The sequence below is a fragment of the Plantactinospora soyae genome (assembly GCF_014874095.1).
In the GTDB taxonomy this organism is placed as follows: Bacteria; Actinomycetota; Actinomycetes; order Mycobacteriales; family Micromonosporaceae; genus Plantactinospora; species Plantactinospora soyae.
The window spans coordinates 5,892,058-5,907,664 of record NZ_JADBEB010000001.1 but is presented as its reverse complement, the minus strand read 5'-3'; the positions used below and the strand labels follow the sequence as shown (position 1 = coordinate 5,907,664).

Below are 15,607 nucleotides of genomic sequence, written 5' to 3'. Positions count from 1 at the left end.
GGCGCAATTATGGTTCTCACGAATGTCACCAGGCGCCGCAGGCCGTCGATCCGACACTACGACTCGTTCGGCAGCCGGGTATTCGACGCCCTGAACATCGTCGTCCTGGTGTCGCTCGCGGCCATCACCGTTCTTCCGCTGCTCTACGTCCTCGCCGGATCGTTCGCCAGCGAGGCCGAGATCGACTCGCGGCCGTTCTTCCTGTGGCCGGAGAAGTTCGTGACGGACGCGTACGACTACATGTTCGCCACCGACGTGTTCATCCGCGCGATGCTCACCACCATCGGGGTCACCCTCGTCGGCACGGCGATCCAGGTGACGCTCACCCTCACCATGGCGTACCCGCTGGCGAAGCGGCACCTGCCCGGCCGCACCCTGATCATCAACCTGGTCCTCTTCACCCTGGTCTTCACCGGCGGAATGATCCCGACCTACCTGGTGGTGCGCGAGCTCAGCCTGCTCGACAGCTACTGGGCGCTGATCCTGCCGTTGGCCATCAATCCCTTCTACCTGCTCATCGTCAAGGCCTTCTTCCAGGAGCTGCCGGAGGCGCTCGAGGAGGCGGCGCGGATCGACGGCTGCAACGAGCTCGCGGTCTTCTGGCGGATCGTGCTGCCGCTGTCCAAGCCCGTCATCGCGACGTTCGCCCTGTTCTACGCGGTCGCCATCTGCAACGACTACATGTCGCCGCTGCTCTACATCAACGACGAAAACAAGTGGACACTGCAGGTGCTGGTCCGCCAGCTCACCGCGCCGAACTCGGACTCGGAAAACGTGTTGAACCAGCAGGGTTCGGCACTGTTTCCGCTACAGGGCCTGAAGTTCGCCGTCATCGTGCTCGCGACGGCGCCGATCCTCCTGGTGTACCCGTTCCTGCAGAAGCACTTCGCGAAGGGCGTCCTGATCGGATCGGTGAAGGAATGACGGTACGGTGGCTGGACGGGCCCAGAAGGCAGGGCATCACCTGGGGACTTCCCTGGGCCCGTGGCACGGTCGACACAGCTACACCGTTCGCGCTGGCCGACGGCACACCGCTACAGAGCTGGATCACCGCCAGCTGGCCGGACGGCTCGGTCAAGTGGTCGGCCCACGCGATCGGCCCGCAGCACGACCCAGCCGCGTCGTACGAGGTGGTGGCGGGCCAGGAGCCGAGCCTCCCGGCCGAGCCCGTCACCGTGACGGGATCGGAGAACGATCTCCGGGTCAGCACCGGACCGGTGACCTGGACGCTGCGCCGCCCGCACCTCGTCGCCTCGATCGAGTACGACGGTCGGCAGATCGTCCGGGCGGTGCGACTGGTCAGCCTGCGGCAGCACCTGCCCGACGACGACGGTTCACGCGACCGCCATCAGGCCAGCGGCGAGGTCGAACAGATCACGGTCGAGCAGGACGGGCCCGTGCGGGCCGTCGTACGGCTGGACGGGCGGCACGGCGACTGGCTGCCCTTCCGGGTCCGGTTGTACTTCTACGCCGGCGCGCCCGACGTACGCGTCGTGCACACCTTCGTCTGGGACGGCGATCCCGATCGGGACTTCCTGGCCGGGCTCGGGCTGAGCGCCGACGTGGTGATGCGGGACGAGCCGCACGACCGGCATGTCCGGCTCGCCGGACCGGAGGGCTTCCTCACCGAGGCGGTCCGTGGCCTGACCGGCCTGCGCCGCGACCCGGGCGCGGCGGTACGACGGGCACAGGTCGCCGGCCGTCCCGTCGGCGAGATCCGCGACGACGGGGTAGCAAGCCGGCTGCATCTCGTTCCCACCTGGAACGACTACACGCTCGACCAGACCAGCGCCGACGGCTTCCTGCTGCGCAAGCGGACGGCGTCCGGCCACGCCTGGGTCAGCATCCCGTCCGGTACCCGGTCAGCCGGATACGGATACCTCGGCGGTGCGACCGGGGGCGGTCTCGGGTTCGGCCTGCGGGACTTCTGGAAGCTGCATCCGACCCGGCTCGACATCCGCGGGGCGGCGACCGACGTCGCGACGGCGACGGTGTGGATGTGGTCGCCGAGCGCTCCGGCGATGGATCTGCGGTACTGGCACGATGGCCTGGGCCAGGACACCTTCGCCGAGCAGCTCGAGGGTCTCGAGATCACCTACGAGGACTACGAACCCGGCTACGGAACGCCGCACGGGATAGCGCGGACGCACGAGCTGAGTCTGCACGTTCACGACGCGACACCGTCGAACGACGAGCTTGCCGAGCACGCCGCGATGCTCAGCTCCCCCGGACTGCTGGCCGCCGCCCCGGAAGGGCTGGCGGCGGCGAACGTCTTCGGCAGCTGGAGCGTTCCCGACCCTCGGCACCAGGACATCGAGGAACGTCTCGACTTCCTCTTCGACCACTACGTACGCCAACGCGAACAGCGTCGCTGGTACGGGTTCTGGGACTACGGGGACGTCATGCACGCGTACGACCCCGACCGGCACACCTGGCGTTACGACGTCGGCGGGTACGCCTGGGACAACTCGGAGCTCTCCCCCGACCTCTGGTTGTGGTACCAGTACCTGCGCACCGGCCGGGCCGACGTCTTCCGCTTCGCCGAGGCGATGACCCGGCACACCGGCGAGGTCGACGTCTACCACCTCGGCCGCTGGAAGGGCCTCGGCTCGCGGCACAACGTGCAGCACTGGGGATGCAGTTGCAAGCAGCTGCGCATCTCCAACGCGGCCTACCGGCGGTTCTACTACTACCTGACCGCCGACGAACGCACCGGTGACCTGCTCGACGAGCTCGCCACGGCGGAGGAGACGTTCCTCGTCATCGACCCGCTCCGCAAGATTCGCACGGACGCGTACGTGCCCGACCCGCACGCCCTGTCGGTCAGTCTCGGTACCGACTGGGGCGCCCTGGCCGCCGCCTGGCTCACCCGGTGGGAACGCCATGGCGACACCCGGGCGCGTGACCGGTTGCTCGGCACCATGGCGGACATCGGCGGGCTGCCGCATGGCTTCCTCACGGGTCAGGCGCGGATCGACCTGTCGACCGGCCGCTTCGACACCACGCTCGACGACATCAGCGTCTCGCACCTCTCCGCCGTCTTCGGCCTTCCGGAGATCATCACCGAGCTCATCGACCTCGATCTCGGCCTGCCGGAGTTCGAACGGGCCTGGCTGGACTACTGCCGGCTCTATCTGGCACCGCCGGAGCAGCAGGAGTCCGAGGTCGGGCAACCGCTCCAGGGCATCTCACTCGTCCAGGCGCACAGCCGGCTCACCGCGTACGCCGCGGCCCGAACGGGCGACCCGGGCCTGGCCGAACTCGCCTGGCGCAAGTTCACCCTGGACGAGAACGACCAGCTCAACCGCAACCCATTGCAGCGCGAGGCCCGATGGCAGCTCACCCGGATCGACGGCACACGGGTCCTGATGCCCATCGACGAAGCGGTGTTCGTCTCCACCAACAACGCCGCACAGTACGGACTCGCCGCGATCCAGCTGCTCGCACTCATCCCCCACGCACGCCCGCGAACGGCATTCGCCCAGCCCCGGTAAGGGTCGCGCGGAGAGGTCGGCGTGGCACGGGCCGGCCTCCACCGGCCCGTGCCACGTCCCGCCCGCCGCCGTCGAGATGCGGCGGACCGGAAAGGTTCTTCGTCGACTTCGGACAGAGCCGCCCGTCAGGCGTCGGGGACCCAGCTGCCGTGGAAGCCGAGCGGTACCCGCGCCGGCAGGTGGACCCGGGCGAGCGGCTTGCCGGTGAAGTCCTGGGCGGCCAGAATCACCAGGTCCGACGCGTTGCGCTCCGGATTGTGCACGTAGGCGACCGCGTAACCGTCGTCCTCGGCCGCCGAGTGGTCCGACGCCGCCGCGTCGCGGCCGGAGTCGGTGGCCGGGACGAACACGGCCTCGCTGGCGGCGGCGTGCCGGGGTAGGCGGTGCACCTCCGACGTGCCCCGGACCAGGTCGTGCTTGATCAGCGCGTTGCTGAACGCCCGGTCCGGTGGGACACCGTCCACCGTCTCGAAGGCCTGGAACATCTCGGCAGCCGCCGCCGAGTATCCGTACCGGTGCCGCCGGGACACCAGCGCCTCGTTCACCCGGGGGAACTCCTGCGGGCGGTCGTCCAGCCGGCTCGTGCGGACCCGGCCGCGCGCCAGGTCGATCGTCCAACGGTCCAGCGACGGCGTACCGGCGGAGCCCGGACCGCCGGAGCCCCGACCACCCGGGTAGAAGGGGGCCGGCATCGTGGTGAGGTCCACTACCACCGAGTCCCCGTCGTCGTAGGCGTTGAGGGTGTGGGAGTACAGGATCGGCGCAACCTCGAACCAGCGGATCTGGCCGCCGGCCCGCGGCAGCACCCCGACCCGCGCGGGGTGCCGGTCGTTCCAGGTGTACGGCACCGGCGCCCCGGCCGCTGCCGCCTCGGGATCGAACGTGACCGGCACGTCGAAGAGCACCACGTACCGCTTGGTGAGCGCGAAGTCGTGCATGAACGGGCTGGCGGTCATCGGAATCTGCGTCGTCCGGATGACCCGGCCCGTCTGGTCCACGACGAGATGTCGGACGTACTCCCACATCGGGCTGTAGGTGACGGCGTGCAGCTCACCAGCCTCGGCGTCGAGTTTGGTGTGCGCGGTGAAGGTGTTGTCCAACGTCCCGCCGAAGTCGTACGGGCCGACGGTGTTCAGGTCGCCGTCAAGCTCGTACGGCAGCGGCCCGCTCTCCTGCAGCGTCAGGATCCGGCCGTTGTGCGCGATCACGTGCGTGTTGCAGGCGTAGTCCTGCTCCGGCACCGGACCGGGGTACGGCTCGCCCAGTTTGCCGGCGACCACGGCCGACCGGACCCAGCGGTTGCGGTACCACTCGGCGCGTCCGTCCCGGAGCCGGACGCCGTGCACCATCCCCTCGCCGTGCATCCAGTGATGCGCCCGAGGGTCCTCCAGCCCGAGGACGTTGGGGCCGATCCGCAGATACCGCCCGTTCAGTTCGCGAGGAATCCGGCCGGTGACGGGCAGGTCGAACGCCGTCACCTCCTTGCGGACCGGGGCGAAGGCGCCCTCGAGGAACGGGTACCTTCCGGGCCGGCCGCCGGAGGTGGCAGCCAGGGCCGGCCCGCCGGTTGCGCCGGAGAGCAGCAGTCCGCCGTACCCGGCGGCAGCGGCTCCCGCCGCGGCCGCCGAGCGCAGTACGTACCGTCGGCTGTAACTGGTCATCTCAGGACTCCCTGTTCTGGTTGACGTGGACTGATGTCCATCACTACGGGTGCTGGTCGTACGGTTGTCGTGCCGGGTTGTTCCTGCCGGATCCTGGCCGGGGCCCGCTGCCAGACCGGTCGCGTGACCTGCGGCTCTCCCCCGCGACCCCGCCCACCGGCGGTCTCGTCGCGGTCAGGTGCGCGCGACACCTGCCGCATCGATCATCGGGGCGGCCAGTGACCTGCGGGCGGCCGTCAGGCTCGCGGTGATGGCCAGGACGACGACGGTGCCGACGATCGCGAGGTAGGGAACGGCGTCGAGGTCGAGACGCAACGAGCCGGTGCGCCCGTACTGGAAACCCGCGATGCCGATCGCGGCGGAGATGGTGCCCAGGGCGAGTCCGGAGGCGGCGGCGAACATCGTCTCGAATGCGACGGCGCGCAGGATCTGCCCCGGGGTCGCGCCGAGCTTGCGGGTCAGGCCGAACTCCTGCCGTCGGGCCAGCAGGCTCGCGACGCAGTTGTTGATCAGCACTATGGCGGCGAAGAGCGCGATCATGCCCACGATGATGAAGTTGAGAGTCTCGACTCCCTTGTCGTCGGCACTGACGGTGATGCCGTCAGCGGCGTTGGCCGCATTCTGGATCTTCTGGATGTACAGGGTTCCGGCGGCCAGGCCGGTCAGGATGATCACCGGCATGGTGATGGCCGTGGCTTGTCCGGTGCGTTGGCGGATGGCCGTCGTCGCCAGATATCCCGCCGCCCCGGTGAGCGGCCGGGTCACCAGCTCGACGGACCGGATCAGTCCACGCAGCACCAAGGGAGACAGGAGTGCCAGGCCGATCGCGGAGGCGATGCAGGCCTGGCCGGCGACGCTCAGGGTGGTGAAGCCCTCGTCCTTCAGTACGGTGGCGGTCGTCAGGGCGCAGGAGATGCCGACGACGAGCAGAAGACCGCCCGCGATGATCCGGCCCCGGCCGATCGATCGGCCGTCGGTGGCGGCCTGGCTCAACGCCTCCCGGGCGGTGACCCGTCCTGCCGCGCGGGCGCTGATCGTGGTCGCGCCGGCGGTGGCGAGCAGGGTCGTCGACAGTCCCGCGATCAGGGCGAGGGGCCCGAAGCGGTAGGAGACGTCGTCGGCGATCTGGTCGGTGGAGGTCAGTGCGTCGAGCACCACCCGTCCGATCAGCCAGGCTGGGACGATGCCCAGGAGGGCAGCCATGATCGAGATGGCCGCCCCCTCACCGACGATAATGCGTCCGATCTGGGACGGCATGGCGCCGGTGGCCTTGAGCAGCGCGAGTTCGGCCTGGCGTTGCCGGACCGACAGGTTCATCGTCGAGGCGACGCCGAAACCCACGATGACGAGGCCCCATCCGCCGACGGCGGCGGCGATCGTCGTCAGCGACGATGCGTCGGCCGAGGAGACGCCGACCCCACCGGCGGTGTCGAACAGCGAGGCGAAGGACATCAACACGACCGCGCCGAGGAACACGTTGATGAACGTCGCGGCGAAGCTGCCCCGGCGGAACCGCAGCGAGTTGAACGCGAGCCCGAGCAGCGTCATCGCTGTCCGCCATTTCGACGGGCGAGATCGAGCCGCAGCATCTGCTCGGACACCGCGGCCGCGCTGGGATCTTTCATGGTGCCGACGATCCGCCCGTCGGTGAGGAAGACGACCGAGTCGGCGAAGGCGGCGGCGATGGGGTCGTGGGTCACCATCACTATCGTCTGGTGGTGCTCGTCGACGGCCTGGCGCAGGAGCGCGAGGACCGCGGCCGCGCTGGTGCCGTCGAGCGCACCGGTGGGTTCGTCGGCGAACACGATCGACGGCCTGGACGCCAACCCCCGGGCGATCGCGACGCGTTGCTGCTGACCGCCGGAGAGTTCGGTGGGCCGACGGTCGGCGTAGCCAGCCAGCCCGACCTGGTCGAGGAGGGCGAGGCACTGCTTGCGAGAGACCTTCCTGCCCGCGAGCCGCATCGGCAGGGTGACGTTCTGCAACGCCGTCAGCGTCGGCAGGAGGTTGTACTGCTGGAAGACGAACCCGATCCGGGTACGCCGGAAGCGGGTGATCGCCGCCTCGCTACCCTGCACGAACTCGCGCCCATCGACATAAACCGTGCCCGTGGTGGGTCGGTCAAGACCGGAGGCGCACTGAAGAAGAGTGGTCTTGCCCGAACCCGAGGGGCCCATGACGGCGGTGAACGTTCCGGCGGCGAACGAGGTCGTCACGCCGGCGAGAGCGGTCACCTCGTTGCTCGACGGTCCGTAGGTCTTCGTGAGACCCACCACCCGTAAGGGGTCCTGCCTGGCATGACGTGTGGGATCCGAGCTGGTCAAGGTGTCCATCCGATCGGTCTACGGGCGGGTCACCCCAAGCGTCGGCGCGGCGGACCGATCGCAACACCACCCCGGGAAGGGCGAACCTGCCCGACCAAAGAAGGGTGTGGGCGAGCGACCAAGGACGGTGCGGCGGAGCACTTCCACCTCGTTAAGGTGCATCAACATGACGCACCCCGCAGCCGCACACCCGACGCGACGACCGCGTCGCCGTTGGCATGCGCTGATCTACTCCTCCGCCCCCGCCGCCGGGCAGCGGTCGAGGACCATCAGCCGCCAGGTACTGGTCGACGTCGTCCTCGTCGTCGTCGCGGTCGGCTTCGGCCTGTTCATACTGGTCCCGACCATCGACGCGCACAGCCCCGCCGGCCTGGTCCTCGACGTGCTGCTCGGTACGGCCGCGTGCGCGGCGTTGGCCGGCCGCAAGAACTTCCCCACCGCAGTAGCGGCATTTGCCGTCGCCGCCTCGGCCGTGTCCGCGTTCGCCGCGGGCGCGTCGCTGGTCGCACTCTTCACCGCGGCGATCCGGGTGCGCGCTCCGGCGATCGCCGCGCTGACCGCGGCCGAGCTGATCGCGACGTGCTGCTTTCCATTGATGTATCCCGGGTCGGCTGGTTTCAGCTACCGCACCCAGATCATCATGGGCAGCCTGATGAACCTGGCCGTGGTCGGCTGGGGCCTGATGATCCGTGCCCAGCGCAACTACCTGCGGGAGGTCCTGGAACGTGCACACGATCTCGAGGTCGGCCAGGAGCTGCTCGCGGCGACGATTCGGGACCAGGAACGTCGCCGGATAGCCCGGGAGATGCACGACGCGCTAGCCCATCGCCTGTCCCTGCTGAGCGTTCACGCGGGTGCGCTCGAGTTCCGAGCCGACCTGTCGCCGGCCCAGACCCGCAGCATGGCCGCCATAATCCGGCAGACCAGCCACGATGCGCTGGGTGACCTCCAGGACGTCATCGGAATCCTGCGCGACGGATCGACCAGCGAGGCAGGCCTGCTCGAGCCCCGCGTCGGGCTGGACGACCTGTCCGCCCTCATCGACGAGTCCCGGCTCAGCGGCACGGAGGTGGAGGTGGACCAGCGCGTCGACGGTACCGGCGGCGGCGCGTCAAGGAATGCCGCCGCGGCGGCGACCGCGTACCGGATCGTCCAGGAGGGCCTGACCAACGCCCGCAAGCACGCACCCGGGTCGCCGGTCCGTATCGTGGTCCGATCCTACGAGGCGGGGGAGATCGCCGTGACAGTCAGTACGTTCCTCGACCCGGGGCCGGGCCGGGCGTCGGTCATCCCCGGCAGCGGAACCGGGTTGAGCGGGCTCGGCGAGCGGGTTTCGCTCCTGGGCGGCACCTTCGACTCGGGACGGGTCGAGGACCAGTTCGTCGTCACCGCGAGGCTTCCGTGGGGGACCTAGCCGAGACGACACGCGTCGTCCTGGTCGACGACGACGCGCTGGTGCGGATGGGGCTACGGGCGATGCTCGACGGAGTCCAGGGGATCCGAGTGGTGGCGGAAGCATCGGATGGCGCCGACGTGCCGGCCGTCGTCGACGCACACCACCCCCAGGTCGTCCTGATGGACCTGCGGATGAAGAAGGTCGACGGGATCACCGCGACCCAGCGACTACACGATCGCGGGAACGGTCCCGCGGTGATCGTCCTGACCACGTTCGACGAGCACGAGCTGGTGGTCAAGGCGCTCCGGGCCGGAGCCGTCGGCTTCCTGCTCAAACACGCCCCGCCGGAGGACATCGTCCGCGCCATCCGGGCGGCCCGCCAAGGGAACAGCCTGCTGTCGCCGGAGATCGCCCGACGCCTCATCACCATGGTCGCCGACGGCACCGGCCACGACACCGACCGGCTGGCCGCACGGGAACGCCTCCGATCTCTCAGCGCCCGGGAGGTCCAGGTCGCCACGGCCGTCGGTGACGGCAAGTCGAACGCCGAGATCGCCGCCGCTCTCAGCCTCACCGTCCCCACCGTGAAGGGCTACATCAGCACCATTCTCGGCAAGACCGCCTGCAACAACCGGGTCCAACTGGCCCTGATCGTCCAGGCCGCGGCTACCCGGTAGCACTCGGTCACCGCGACCTGTTCGACCGGCTCCTCACCCGCGTCGACCGACCCGGATCGCGATCAGCTTGAGGTGGCTGGCCTGCTGGTCACCGCCGCCTCGAACGCCGACTCGAGATTGCCGGTACGCATCGACGGCACGAGCCGTCGCAGGGCGTCGACGGTCATCGGCGTCGGGTTGTTGGCGCGGGGGTACTCCGTGGCGCACCGCTGGGCGATCCGCTCGTCGGCGTCCTCGCCGATGCCCAGCTCCGCGAGCGTGGTCGGAAGTTCCAGCCGACCGAGCAGTGCCTGTACCCCGTTCGCCGCCTCCACGAGGTCGTCGCCGCGTCCCGAGGTGAGGGCCCGGGCCAGGGTCCGGGCGCAGTCCGGCTCCAGCCCGCTCGCATTGAAGGCGATGCAGTACGGCAGCGCCAGCCCCGACGACACGCCGTGCGGTACGGACCGCTCGTGCGCGACGCAGTAGGCGAGCGAGTGCCCCAGCAGCACACCCGCGTTGAGCGCCTGGCCCGACAGGTGCGACGCCCAGAGGCAGGCGGCGCGGGCCTCGATGTCACCACGGCAGGCCGCCTCGAGGTTGCCGACCAGCAGGGCGATCGCCGTCCTGGCATGGTGCACGCTCATCGGCGAGCGGTCGGTGGACATCAGCGACTCGGCGGCATGTGACAGCGCGTCCATTCCGGTGATCGCGACGATCCGTCCGGGCAGCCCGTCGAGCAGGGCCGGGTCGAGCACGACCGCCGTGCCGACGTACCCGGCGGTGGCCGAGATGCGTTTCGCCCCGGCCACCGTCACCATCGCCGCCCGGGTCGCCTCGGAGCCTGTGCCGCAGGTCGTGGGCACCATGACGAGCGGGGCGACGCCGCCGGGCGGTGCGACCGGGCCGAGCCAGTCGGCGGCGCCGCCGGCGTTCTCCAGCAGCAGCGCGATCATCTTGGCGGCGTCCATCACGGACCCGCCGCCGGCCGCCACGACGACATCCGCCCGGACCTCCCGGGCGCGCGCCGCCGCCCGGTCGATGCGGTCGTCGTCCGGTTCCGCGCCGAACCCGCCGACGACCGTCACCCGGTACGCCGCACCCAGCGCGTCGAGCATCGGCGCGAGTAGTCCGGCGCCCGCGACGGCGTCGTCGACCGCGACGAACACCGAGGCGCCGCCCGGCAGGCGCAGCCGGGACGACAGCACCCGGGCGACCAGCCCGGCACTGCCCCGGCCGCTGACGACCGTGGCCGGCGAGATGAACTCGGCGGTCGAGCCGCTCGGCGGTAAGAACACCGTCTCCATCAGGTCCCCTCCGGTTCCCCGGACCCGGCCGGCACGGCCCGGTCCACCGTCGTCCGTACGCGGGGTTCCCCCACCGGATCCGGCGCCCTGGGAGCCGGCGGCCGCGTCCGACGGGCTCCCGAGTACAGGTCGCCGATGCTGTCCCGGTCGATCCCGGTGGTCGGCCCGTGCCAGACGATCCGCCCGCCGTTCAACACGTGGATGTACGAGCAGGTCCGCTCGACGACCGAGAAGTTCTGTTCGACGAGGAGGACGGTGATGCCGCGCTCGTTCAGGGTGCGGATCGCCTGCACCAGCTCGGAGATCAGTTTCGGCGACAGGCCGGCCGTGGGTTCGTCGAGCAGGAGCACGTCGCAGGTCGCCATGAGGCCACGGGACACGGCGAGCATCTGGCGTTGACCGCCGGAGAGGTTTCCCGCCGGATCGCCGAGCCGGCCGGCCAGTGCCGGGAAGATCTCCAGCACCGACTCCCGCGCCTGTTCGTACGGGGTGGCCCGCCGGCCGGTGAGCCAGGACAGGCGCAGGTTCTCGGCGACCGACAGCTCCAGCACGGCGGCCCGCTCCTGCGGCACCATCGCCAGGCCGAGCCGGCGTCGCCGGGCCGGGGACAGCCGGTCGGCGACCTGCCCGGCGATCGACAGCCCGCCCGTGGTCCGGACGAAGCCGGCCGCGGCCAGCAGCAGCGTCGACTTGCCCGCGCCGTTCGGGCCCAGCACACCCACCGCGCTGCCCCGCTCGACCCGGAACGAGACGTCATTCGCCGCGGCCACGGAACCGTGGTAGGCGGAGAACCCGGTCAACTCCAGTGCCGCCGGCAGCCGGGTCGAATCGTCACTCATCACGCCACCTCACCCAGATACCGTTCGCGGACCTCGTGCGAGTCCAGGACCGTGGCCGCGTCCCCCCGGGCGAACTCCGCCCCCTGGTCCAACGCCACCACGGTGTCGGCCAGCGACCGGACCAGTTCGAGGTTGTGCTCCACCAGCAGCGCGGCGACCGAGGCCGACCTCAGTTTGTCGATCTCGGCCGCCAGCCGCTGCTGCTCGACCGACGACAGCCCGGCGAACGGCTCGTCGAGCAGCAGCACCCGGGCGCCGGACACCATCGACCGGGCGATCTCGACCAGGCGCTGCTCCCCCAGACTGAGTTCGCCCGGATTGTCCTGGGCGAGTCCGTCGAGCCCGAGCGCCGCGAGTGCGGTGACCGCGCGGTCGCGCCGGTCCCGCGCCCCCCGCGACAGCGCCGGTCCGCCGAAGACCTCGAACCACCGGCGGCGTACGTCGCCGGCCACCGAGCCCATCGCCACGTTCTGCCACACCGTCAGCTCCGGAATCAGCCGCGGCGTCTGGAAGGTGCGCACGATGCCGAGCCGGCTACGCTGCTGGGGCGACAGCGGGGTGAGGTCGACGACGACGTCGTCGAACTGTAGGGACATCGTCGCCACCCGGACCGGTACGAACCCGGAGAGCCCGTTGATCGCGGTGCTCTTGCCCGCGCCGTTCGGCCCGATCAGCGCCACGATCTCGCCGCCGGTCACGTCGAGACTGAGCTGTGCGACCGCGACGACGCCGCCGAACTGCACGGTCATGTCGCGTACGGAGAGTCGAACGGTGCTCATCCGGTGCTTCCTCTCAGCGCATGGATCCGCCCGCCGGCCCAGGTCACGATCTGGTTGAGCCCGCGCGGCATGAACAGCGCGACGAAGGCGAGGGCCACACCGTAGAACACCAGCCGGTACTCGGCGAGTGGCCGGAGCAGTTCGGGCAGGGTCACCACGACCACCGCACCGAGCACCGGCGCCCAGCGCCAACCCCGGCCGCCGATGATGGCGATGGCGATCAGCCGGATGGAGGTCTCCATCGACATCTGGTCCGGCCCGATGTAGTGGACGAGTTGGGCGAGGAAGGCTCCCGCGATGGTGACCGGCACCGAGCTGATCATGAAGGCGAGCAGCCGTACCCGGGCCACCGAGACGCCGAGCGACTGGGACGCGGGGACGTCGAACCGGGTCGCGAGCATCGCGGCCCCGAGTGGTGACTCCCGCAGGCTGCTCTGCAGGTAGTACGCCACGGCGAGGACCAGGCCGGCCATCACCAGTACCTGCCCCGGTCCGACGAATCCCGGCACGGCGATCTGTTGGATCCCGCTGATTCCGGCGTACCCGCCGGTGATCGGGGTCGCGTTCTGCACCACGACGACCGAGAGGAGACCGATGGCCAGAGTCGTGATGCCGAAGTAGTAGCCGACGACCCGCAGCGTGACCAGCACGATGACTCCCGCGACCAGCAGGGAGACGAGGATCGGCAGCAGCAGCGCCAATCCGACCGAGCTGGACTCGGTCAGCCTCGCCCAGCCGTACGCGCCGATGGCGAAGAAGACGACGTGGCCGAGCGAGACCAGTCCGGTGTACCCGACGAGGATGTTCAGCCCGACGCCGGCCAGCGCGAATATCGCCGTCATCGCCGCGATCTGGGCCTCGTGCGGTCCCAGCACCGCGGCGAGCGCGATCGCCCCGGCGGCGATGGCCGCCGCCTCGACGAGGTGGACGCCCTGCCGGGTTGCCGGGGAAGCACCGCGTGCCGTCGCCATCAGACCACCCTTGCCTTGATGCCGCGACCGGCCAGGATGCCCTGCGGCAACACCAGCAGCACGGCCATGATGATCAGCGGCGCGATCGCCTGCCGGGTGGCGGTGTTGAGGTACCCCGCCGCGTAGTTTTCGGCGAGACCGATGATCACGCCGCCAACGACGGCGCCATACGGGTGCCGCAGGCCACCGATCATCGCGGCGGCGAACCCGCTGATGGTCAACGCCACGCCCATGCTGGCGCTGACCAGGAGCACGGTGCCCAGCAGTACGCCCGCGAACACCCCGACGATGCCCGCGAACACCCAGCCGACCACCGTCAGCCGGGCGATCTGTACGCCCGACAGCCGCGCGGCGTCCACGTCGGCGGACATCGCCCGCATCTGCAACCCGATGTCGGTCCTCTTGTAGAAGACGAAGAAGGCGGCCATCAGCAGCCCGGCGGCCAGCAGGATCGCGATGTAGTCGAACGAGATGCTGAACGACTCCAGTCTGATCGCCTGCGCGGTGACCGGACTCGTCAGCCGGTACGTCTCGGAGCCCAGCACGTTGTTCGCGAGGTTCGCGAGCACCGTCGAGACGCCGATCGTACCGACGATGATCAGGTCGATGTCCCGTCGCCGGGCGATCGCCGGCCGGACGAAGAGCAGTCCCAGCAGCACGCTGGCCACCAGGACGACCGCGGTCGCCTCCAGGAACCCGGCGAGGTACCCGCCGCCCCCGGTGGTGCGGACGGCCACGAACAGCGCCGCGACCATGACGATGTCGCCCTGCGCGAAGTTGAGGACGCCGGTACCGTTGAACAGCGTCGAGATGCCGAGTGCCACCAGCGCGTAGCCGCCGCCGATGCAGAGCCCGATGATCGTGAAATAAAGTAGCTCAGTCATCTCCGGGTGCGGTCAGACAGCGACCGTCTCTCCTGTCTTCCAGAGCCGGAACGCCAGGTCGTCCGCCTTGATCGGCGCGCGTTCGGTCAGGTTCCACGGCGACTTGCCGCAGGCGAGACCCTCGATCGCGGTGGCCTTCGACAGCCACTCCTGTACCGCCTGTCGGCTGGTGCCGCCCTCGGAGAGCGCGCGGATCAGCACCGTCATCGCGTCGTACGAGGTGGCACCCTCGAAGGTCAGCGGATCCTCCGGGTACGCCTTCGCCCAGGACTCGGCGAGCGCGCGGCTGGCCGGGGTGTCGTCGCCCAGCGGCGTCATGAAGTAGAGCCCGTCGGCGTCCTTGCCGGCGATCTCACCGACGGCGATGTCACCGGCGGCCACGTTGCCGACGATCGGCACGTTCCATCCGATCTCCGCCTTCCCCTTGACCACGGCCGCGTACGGGGTGCCGAAGCTGAACATCGCGACGAAGTCGGGGTTCTTGCGCCGCAGCGAGACGAGTTGGGGGGCGAGGTTCGAGGCGGTCGGCTCGAACGTCTCGGAGCCGACGATCTCCAGGTCGGATTCGCCGAGAATGGCGTCGAGCTGCTGCTTGGCCGACGTGCCGTACGCCCCGGTGTCGGTGAACAGGCCGACCCGGCGGAAGTTGTTCCGGGCGGCGAAGTTGATGACGTTCCTGATCTGTTCCGAGTCCCGGGCGTTCACCTGGTACTGGAACGGATTCTTGATCGAGTTGCTCGCCCCGAACACGAACTCGGGCAGTCCGGCCGCCTGGACGGCGTTCGCCTGGGCCAGCGCGACCGGGGACGAGTGGGCACCGAACATGGCGACCGCGCCGGCCTGGGCGAAGCGGGTCACCAGCGGTACGGCCTCACTGGGATTGTTCGCGTCGTCCTGGTAGTCGACCTTCACGGAGATGTCGCCGAGTTCGCCCGCCTCCTCGGCCTGCTTCAGGCGCAGCTCGATGCCCTTGCGGTACAGGTTGCCGGTCCGCGACACCGCGCCGGAGAACGGCAGCGCGACGCCGACGAGGACCTCGCCGGACTCCGACGCCTCGCCGGAGGCGGTGACGCTGCCGGAGTCGAGGGTGCAGGCCGACAGGGCGGTGACGGCGAGCACGAGGGCCAGGGTGGTACGTGTTGTCGCGGGAATCCATCGTGCGGGTCGCCTGCTGTGGAACATCAGGTCTCCTATTCCGGCCGGCCGTTGGTGGCGGACCTGTACGCCCGGACCCGGGCGGTTGGTGGAATGTCGCAGTTCCGTGCGGCACCGTTGCGCGGTGCCGGCGCTCATCCCCAG

The 15,607-nt window shown here is 70.0% G+C and carries 13 protein-coding genes; 4 read left to right on the top strand and 9 right to left on the bottom strand.

All coding sequences use genetic code 11. From position 1 onward, the window contains the following. The first annotated feature begins 9 nt into the window (after nucleotides 1-9). Entirely contained in the window at nucleotides 10-924 is a 915-nt protein-coding gene (locus tag H4W31_RS25770; RefSeq protein WP_192769017.1) for a carbohydrate ABC transporter permease, read from the top strand. Beyond that, nucleotides 921-3,494, top strand: a complete 2,574-nt coding sequence (locus H4W31_RS25765) for an exo-rhamnogalacturonan lyase family protein (RefSeq protein WP_192769016.1) — start codon at nucleotides 921-923, stop codon at nucleotides 3,492-3,494. The genes H4W31_RS25770 and H4W31_RS25765 overlap by 4 nt, the downstream gene beginning before the upstream one ends. A gap of 125 nt (nucleotides 3,495-3,619) precedes the next feature. Here the strand turns inward: H4W31_RS25765 and H4W31_RS25760 are convergent, their stop codons facing one another. The 3 genes from H4W31_RS25760 to H4W31_RS25750 all read right to left on the bottom strand — a co-directional run bounded on the left by H4W31_RS25760 (nucleotide 3,620) and on the right by H4W31_RS25750 (nucleotide 7,428). Then, nucleotides 3,620-5,155 carry a carotenoid oxygenase family protein gene (locus H4W31_RS25760; protein WP_192769015.1) on the bottom strand — a complete coding sequence of 512 codons (1,536 nt, stop codon included), beginning with the start codon at nucleotides 5,153-5,155 and terminating at the stop codon, nucleotides 3,620-3,622. Between the two features lie 174 nt (nucleotides 5,156-5,329). After that, nucleotides 5,330-6,703, bottom strand: a complete 1,374-nt coding sequence (locus H4W31_RS25755; RefSeq protein ID WP_192769014.1) for an ABC transporter permease — start codon at nucleotides 6,701-6,703, stop codon at nucleotides 5,330-5,332. After that, on the bottom strand, nucleotides 6,700-7,428 hold the full coding sequence (locus H4W31_RS25750) for an ABC transporter ATP-binding protein (RefSeq protein ID WP_318783402.1): 729 nt from the start codon (nucleotides 7,426-7,428) through the stop codon (nucleotides 6,700-6,702). The genes H4W31_RS25755 and H4W31_RS25750 overlap by 4 nt, the downstream gene beginning before the upstream one ends. A gap of 217 nt (nucleotides 7,429-7,645) precedes the next feature. Between H4W31_RS25750 and H4W31_RS25745 the strand changes: the two genes are divergently transcribed. Together H4W31_RS25745 and H4W31_RS25740 are read left to right on the top strand one after the other, a co-directional pair. Then, nucleotides 7,646-8,893 (top strand): sensor histidine kinase, encoded by a 1,248-nt coding sequence (locus tag H4W31_RS25745; protein ID WP_192769012.1) that lies wholly within the window; start codon nucleotides 7,646-7,648, stop codon nucleotides 8,891-8,893. Continuing rightward, entirely contained in the window at nucleotides 8,881-9,552 is a 672-nt protein-coding gene (locus H4W31_RS25740) for a response regulator transcription factor (RefSeq protein ID WP_192769011.1), read from the top strand. Before H4W31_RS25745 ends, H4W31_RS25740 begins: the two co-directional genes overlap by 13 nt. Nucleotides 9,553-9,614: 62 nt before the next feature. On the opposite strand, the gene H4W31_RS25735 is transcribed toward H4W31_RS25740, so the two are convergent. From H4W31_RS25735 to H4W31_RS25710, 6 genes are read right to left on the bottom strand one after another with little or no spacing between them, the layout of a single operon-like run. Beyond that, a complete protein-coding gene (locus H4W31_RS25735) occupies nucleotides 9,615-10,835 on the bottom strand; it encodes an iron-containing alcohol dehydrogenase family protein (RefSeq protein ID WP_192769010.1) in 1,221 nt (406 codons plus the stop codon). Then, nucleotides 10,835-11,674 (bottom strand): ABC transporter ATP-binding protein, encoded by an 840-nt coding sequence (locus H4W31_RS25730; RefSeq protein ID WP_192769009.1) that lies wholly within the window; start codon nucleotides 11,672-11,674, stop codon nucleotides 10,835-10,837. The genes H4W31_RS25735 and H4W31_RS25730 overlap by 1 nt, the downstream gene beginning before the upstream one ends. Further along, nucleotides 11,674-12,453: an ABC transporter ATP-binding protein gene (locus tag H4W31_RS25725; RefSeq protein WP_192769008.1), complete on the bottom strand. Its 780-nt coding sequence runs from the start codon at nucleotides 12,451-12,453 to the stop codon at nucleotides 11,674-11,676. Before H4W31_RS25725 ends, H4W31_RS25730 begins: the two co-directional genes overlap by 1 nt. After that, the gene (locus H4W31_RS25720) at nucleotides 12,450-13,424 is read right to left on the bottom strand and encodes a branched-chain amino acid ABC transporter permease (RefSeq protein WP_192769007.1); all 975 of its coding nucleotides are present in this window, start codon (nucleotides 13,422-13,424) and stop codon (nucleotides 12,450-12,452) included. The genes H4W31_RS25725 and H4W31_RS25720 overlap by 4 nt, the downstream gene beginning before the upstream one ends. After that, nucleotides 13,424-14,308: a branched-chain amino acid ABC transporter permease gene (locus H4W31_RS25715; RefSeq protein WP_192769006.1), complete on the bottom strand. Its 885-nt coding sequence runs from the start codon at nucleotides 14,306-14,308 to the stop codon at nucleotides 13,424-13,426. The genes H4W31_RS25720 and H4W31_RS25715 overlap by 1 nt, the downstream gene beginning before the upstream one ends. 12 nt (nucleotides 14,309-14,320) lie before the next feature. Next, nucleotides 14,321-15,490, bottom strand: a complete 1,170-nt coding sequence (locus H4W31_RS25710) for an ABC transporter substrate-binding protein (RefSeq protein ID WP_192769005.1) — start codon at nucleotides 15,488-15,490, stop codon at nucleotides 14,321-14,323. Nucleotides 15,491-15,607: the final 117 nt, after the last annotated feature.

Coding starts and splice junctions, on each gene's coding strand:
- H4W31_RS25770 (WP_192769017.1), top strand. CDS start 10: ATGGTTCTCACGAATGTCACCAGGCGCCGCAGGCCGTCGATCCGACAC.
- H4W31_RS25765 (WP_192769016.1), top strand. CDS start 921: ATGACGGTACGGTGGCTGGACGGGCCCAGAAGGCAGGGCATCACCTGG.
- H4W31_RS25760 (WP_192769015.1), bottom strand. CDS start 5,155: ATGACCAGTTACAGCCGACGGTACGTACTGCGCTCGGCGGCCGCGGCG.
- H4W31_RS25755 (WP_192769014.1), bottom strand. CDS start 6,703: ATGACGCTGCTCGGGCTCGCGTTCAACTCGCTGCGGTTCCGCCGGGGC.
- H4W31_RS25745 (WP_192769012.1), top strand. CDS start 7,646: ATGACGCACCCCGCAGCCGCACACCCGACGCGACGACCGCGTCGCCGT.
- H4W31_RS25735 (WP_192769010.1), bottom strand. CDS start 10,835: ATGGAGACGGTGTTCTTACCGCCGAGCGGCTCGACCGCCGAGTTCATC.
- H4W31_RS25730 (WP_192769009.1), bottom strand. CDS start 11,674: ATGAGTGACGATTCGACCCGGCTGCCGGCGGCACTGGAGTTGACCGGG.
- H4W31_RS25725 (WP_192769008.1), bottom strand. CDS start 12,453: ATGAGCACCGTTCGACTCTCCGTACGCGACATGACCGTGCAGTTCGGC.
- H4W31_RS25720 (WP_192769007.1), bottom strand. CDS start 13,424: ATGGCGACGGCACGCGGTGCTTCCCCGGCAACCCGGCAGGGCGTCCAC.
- H4W31_RS25715 (WP_192769006.1), bottom strand. CDS start 14,308: ATGACTGAGCTACTTTATTTCACGATCATCGGGCTCTGCATCGGCGGC.
- H4W31_RS25710 (WP_192769005.1), bottom strand. CDS start 15,490: ATGTTCCACAGCAGGCGACCCGCACGATGGATTCCCGCGACAACACGT.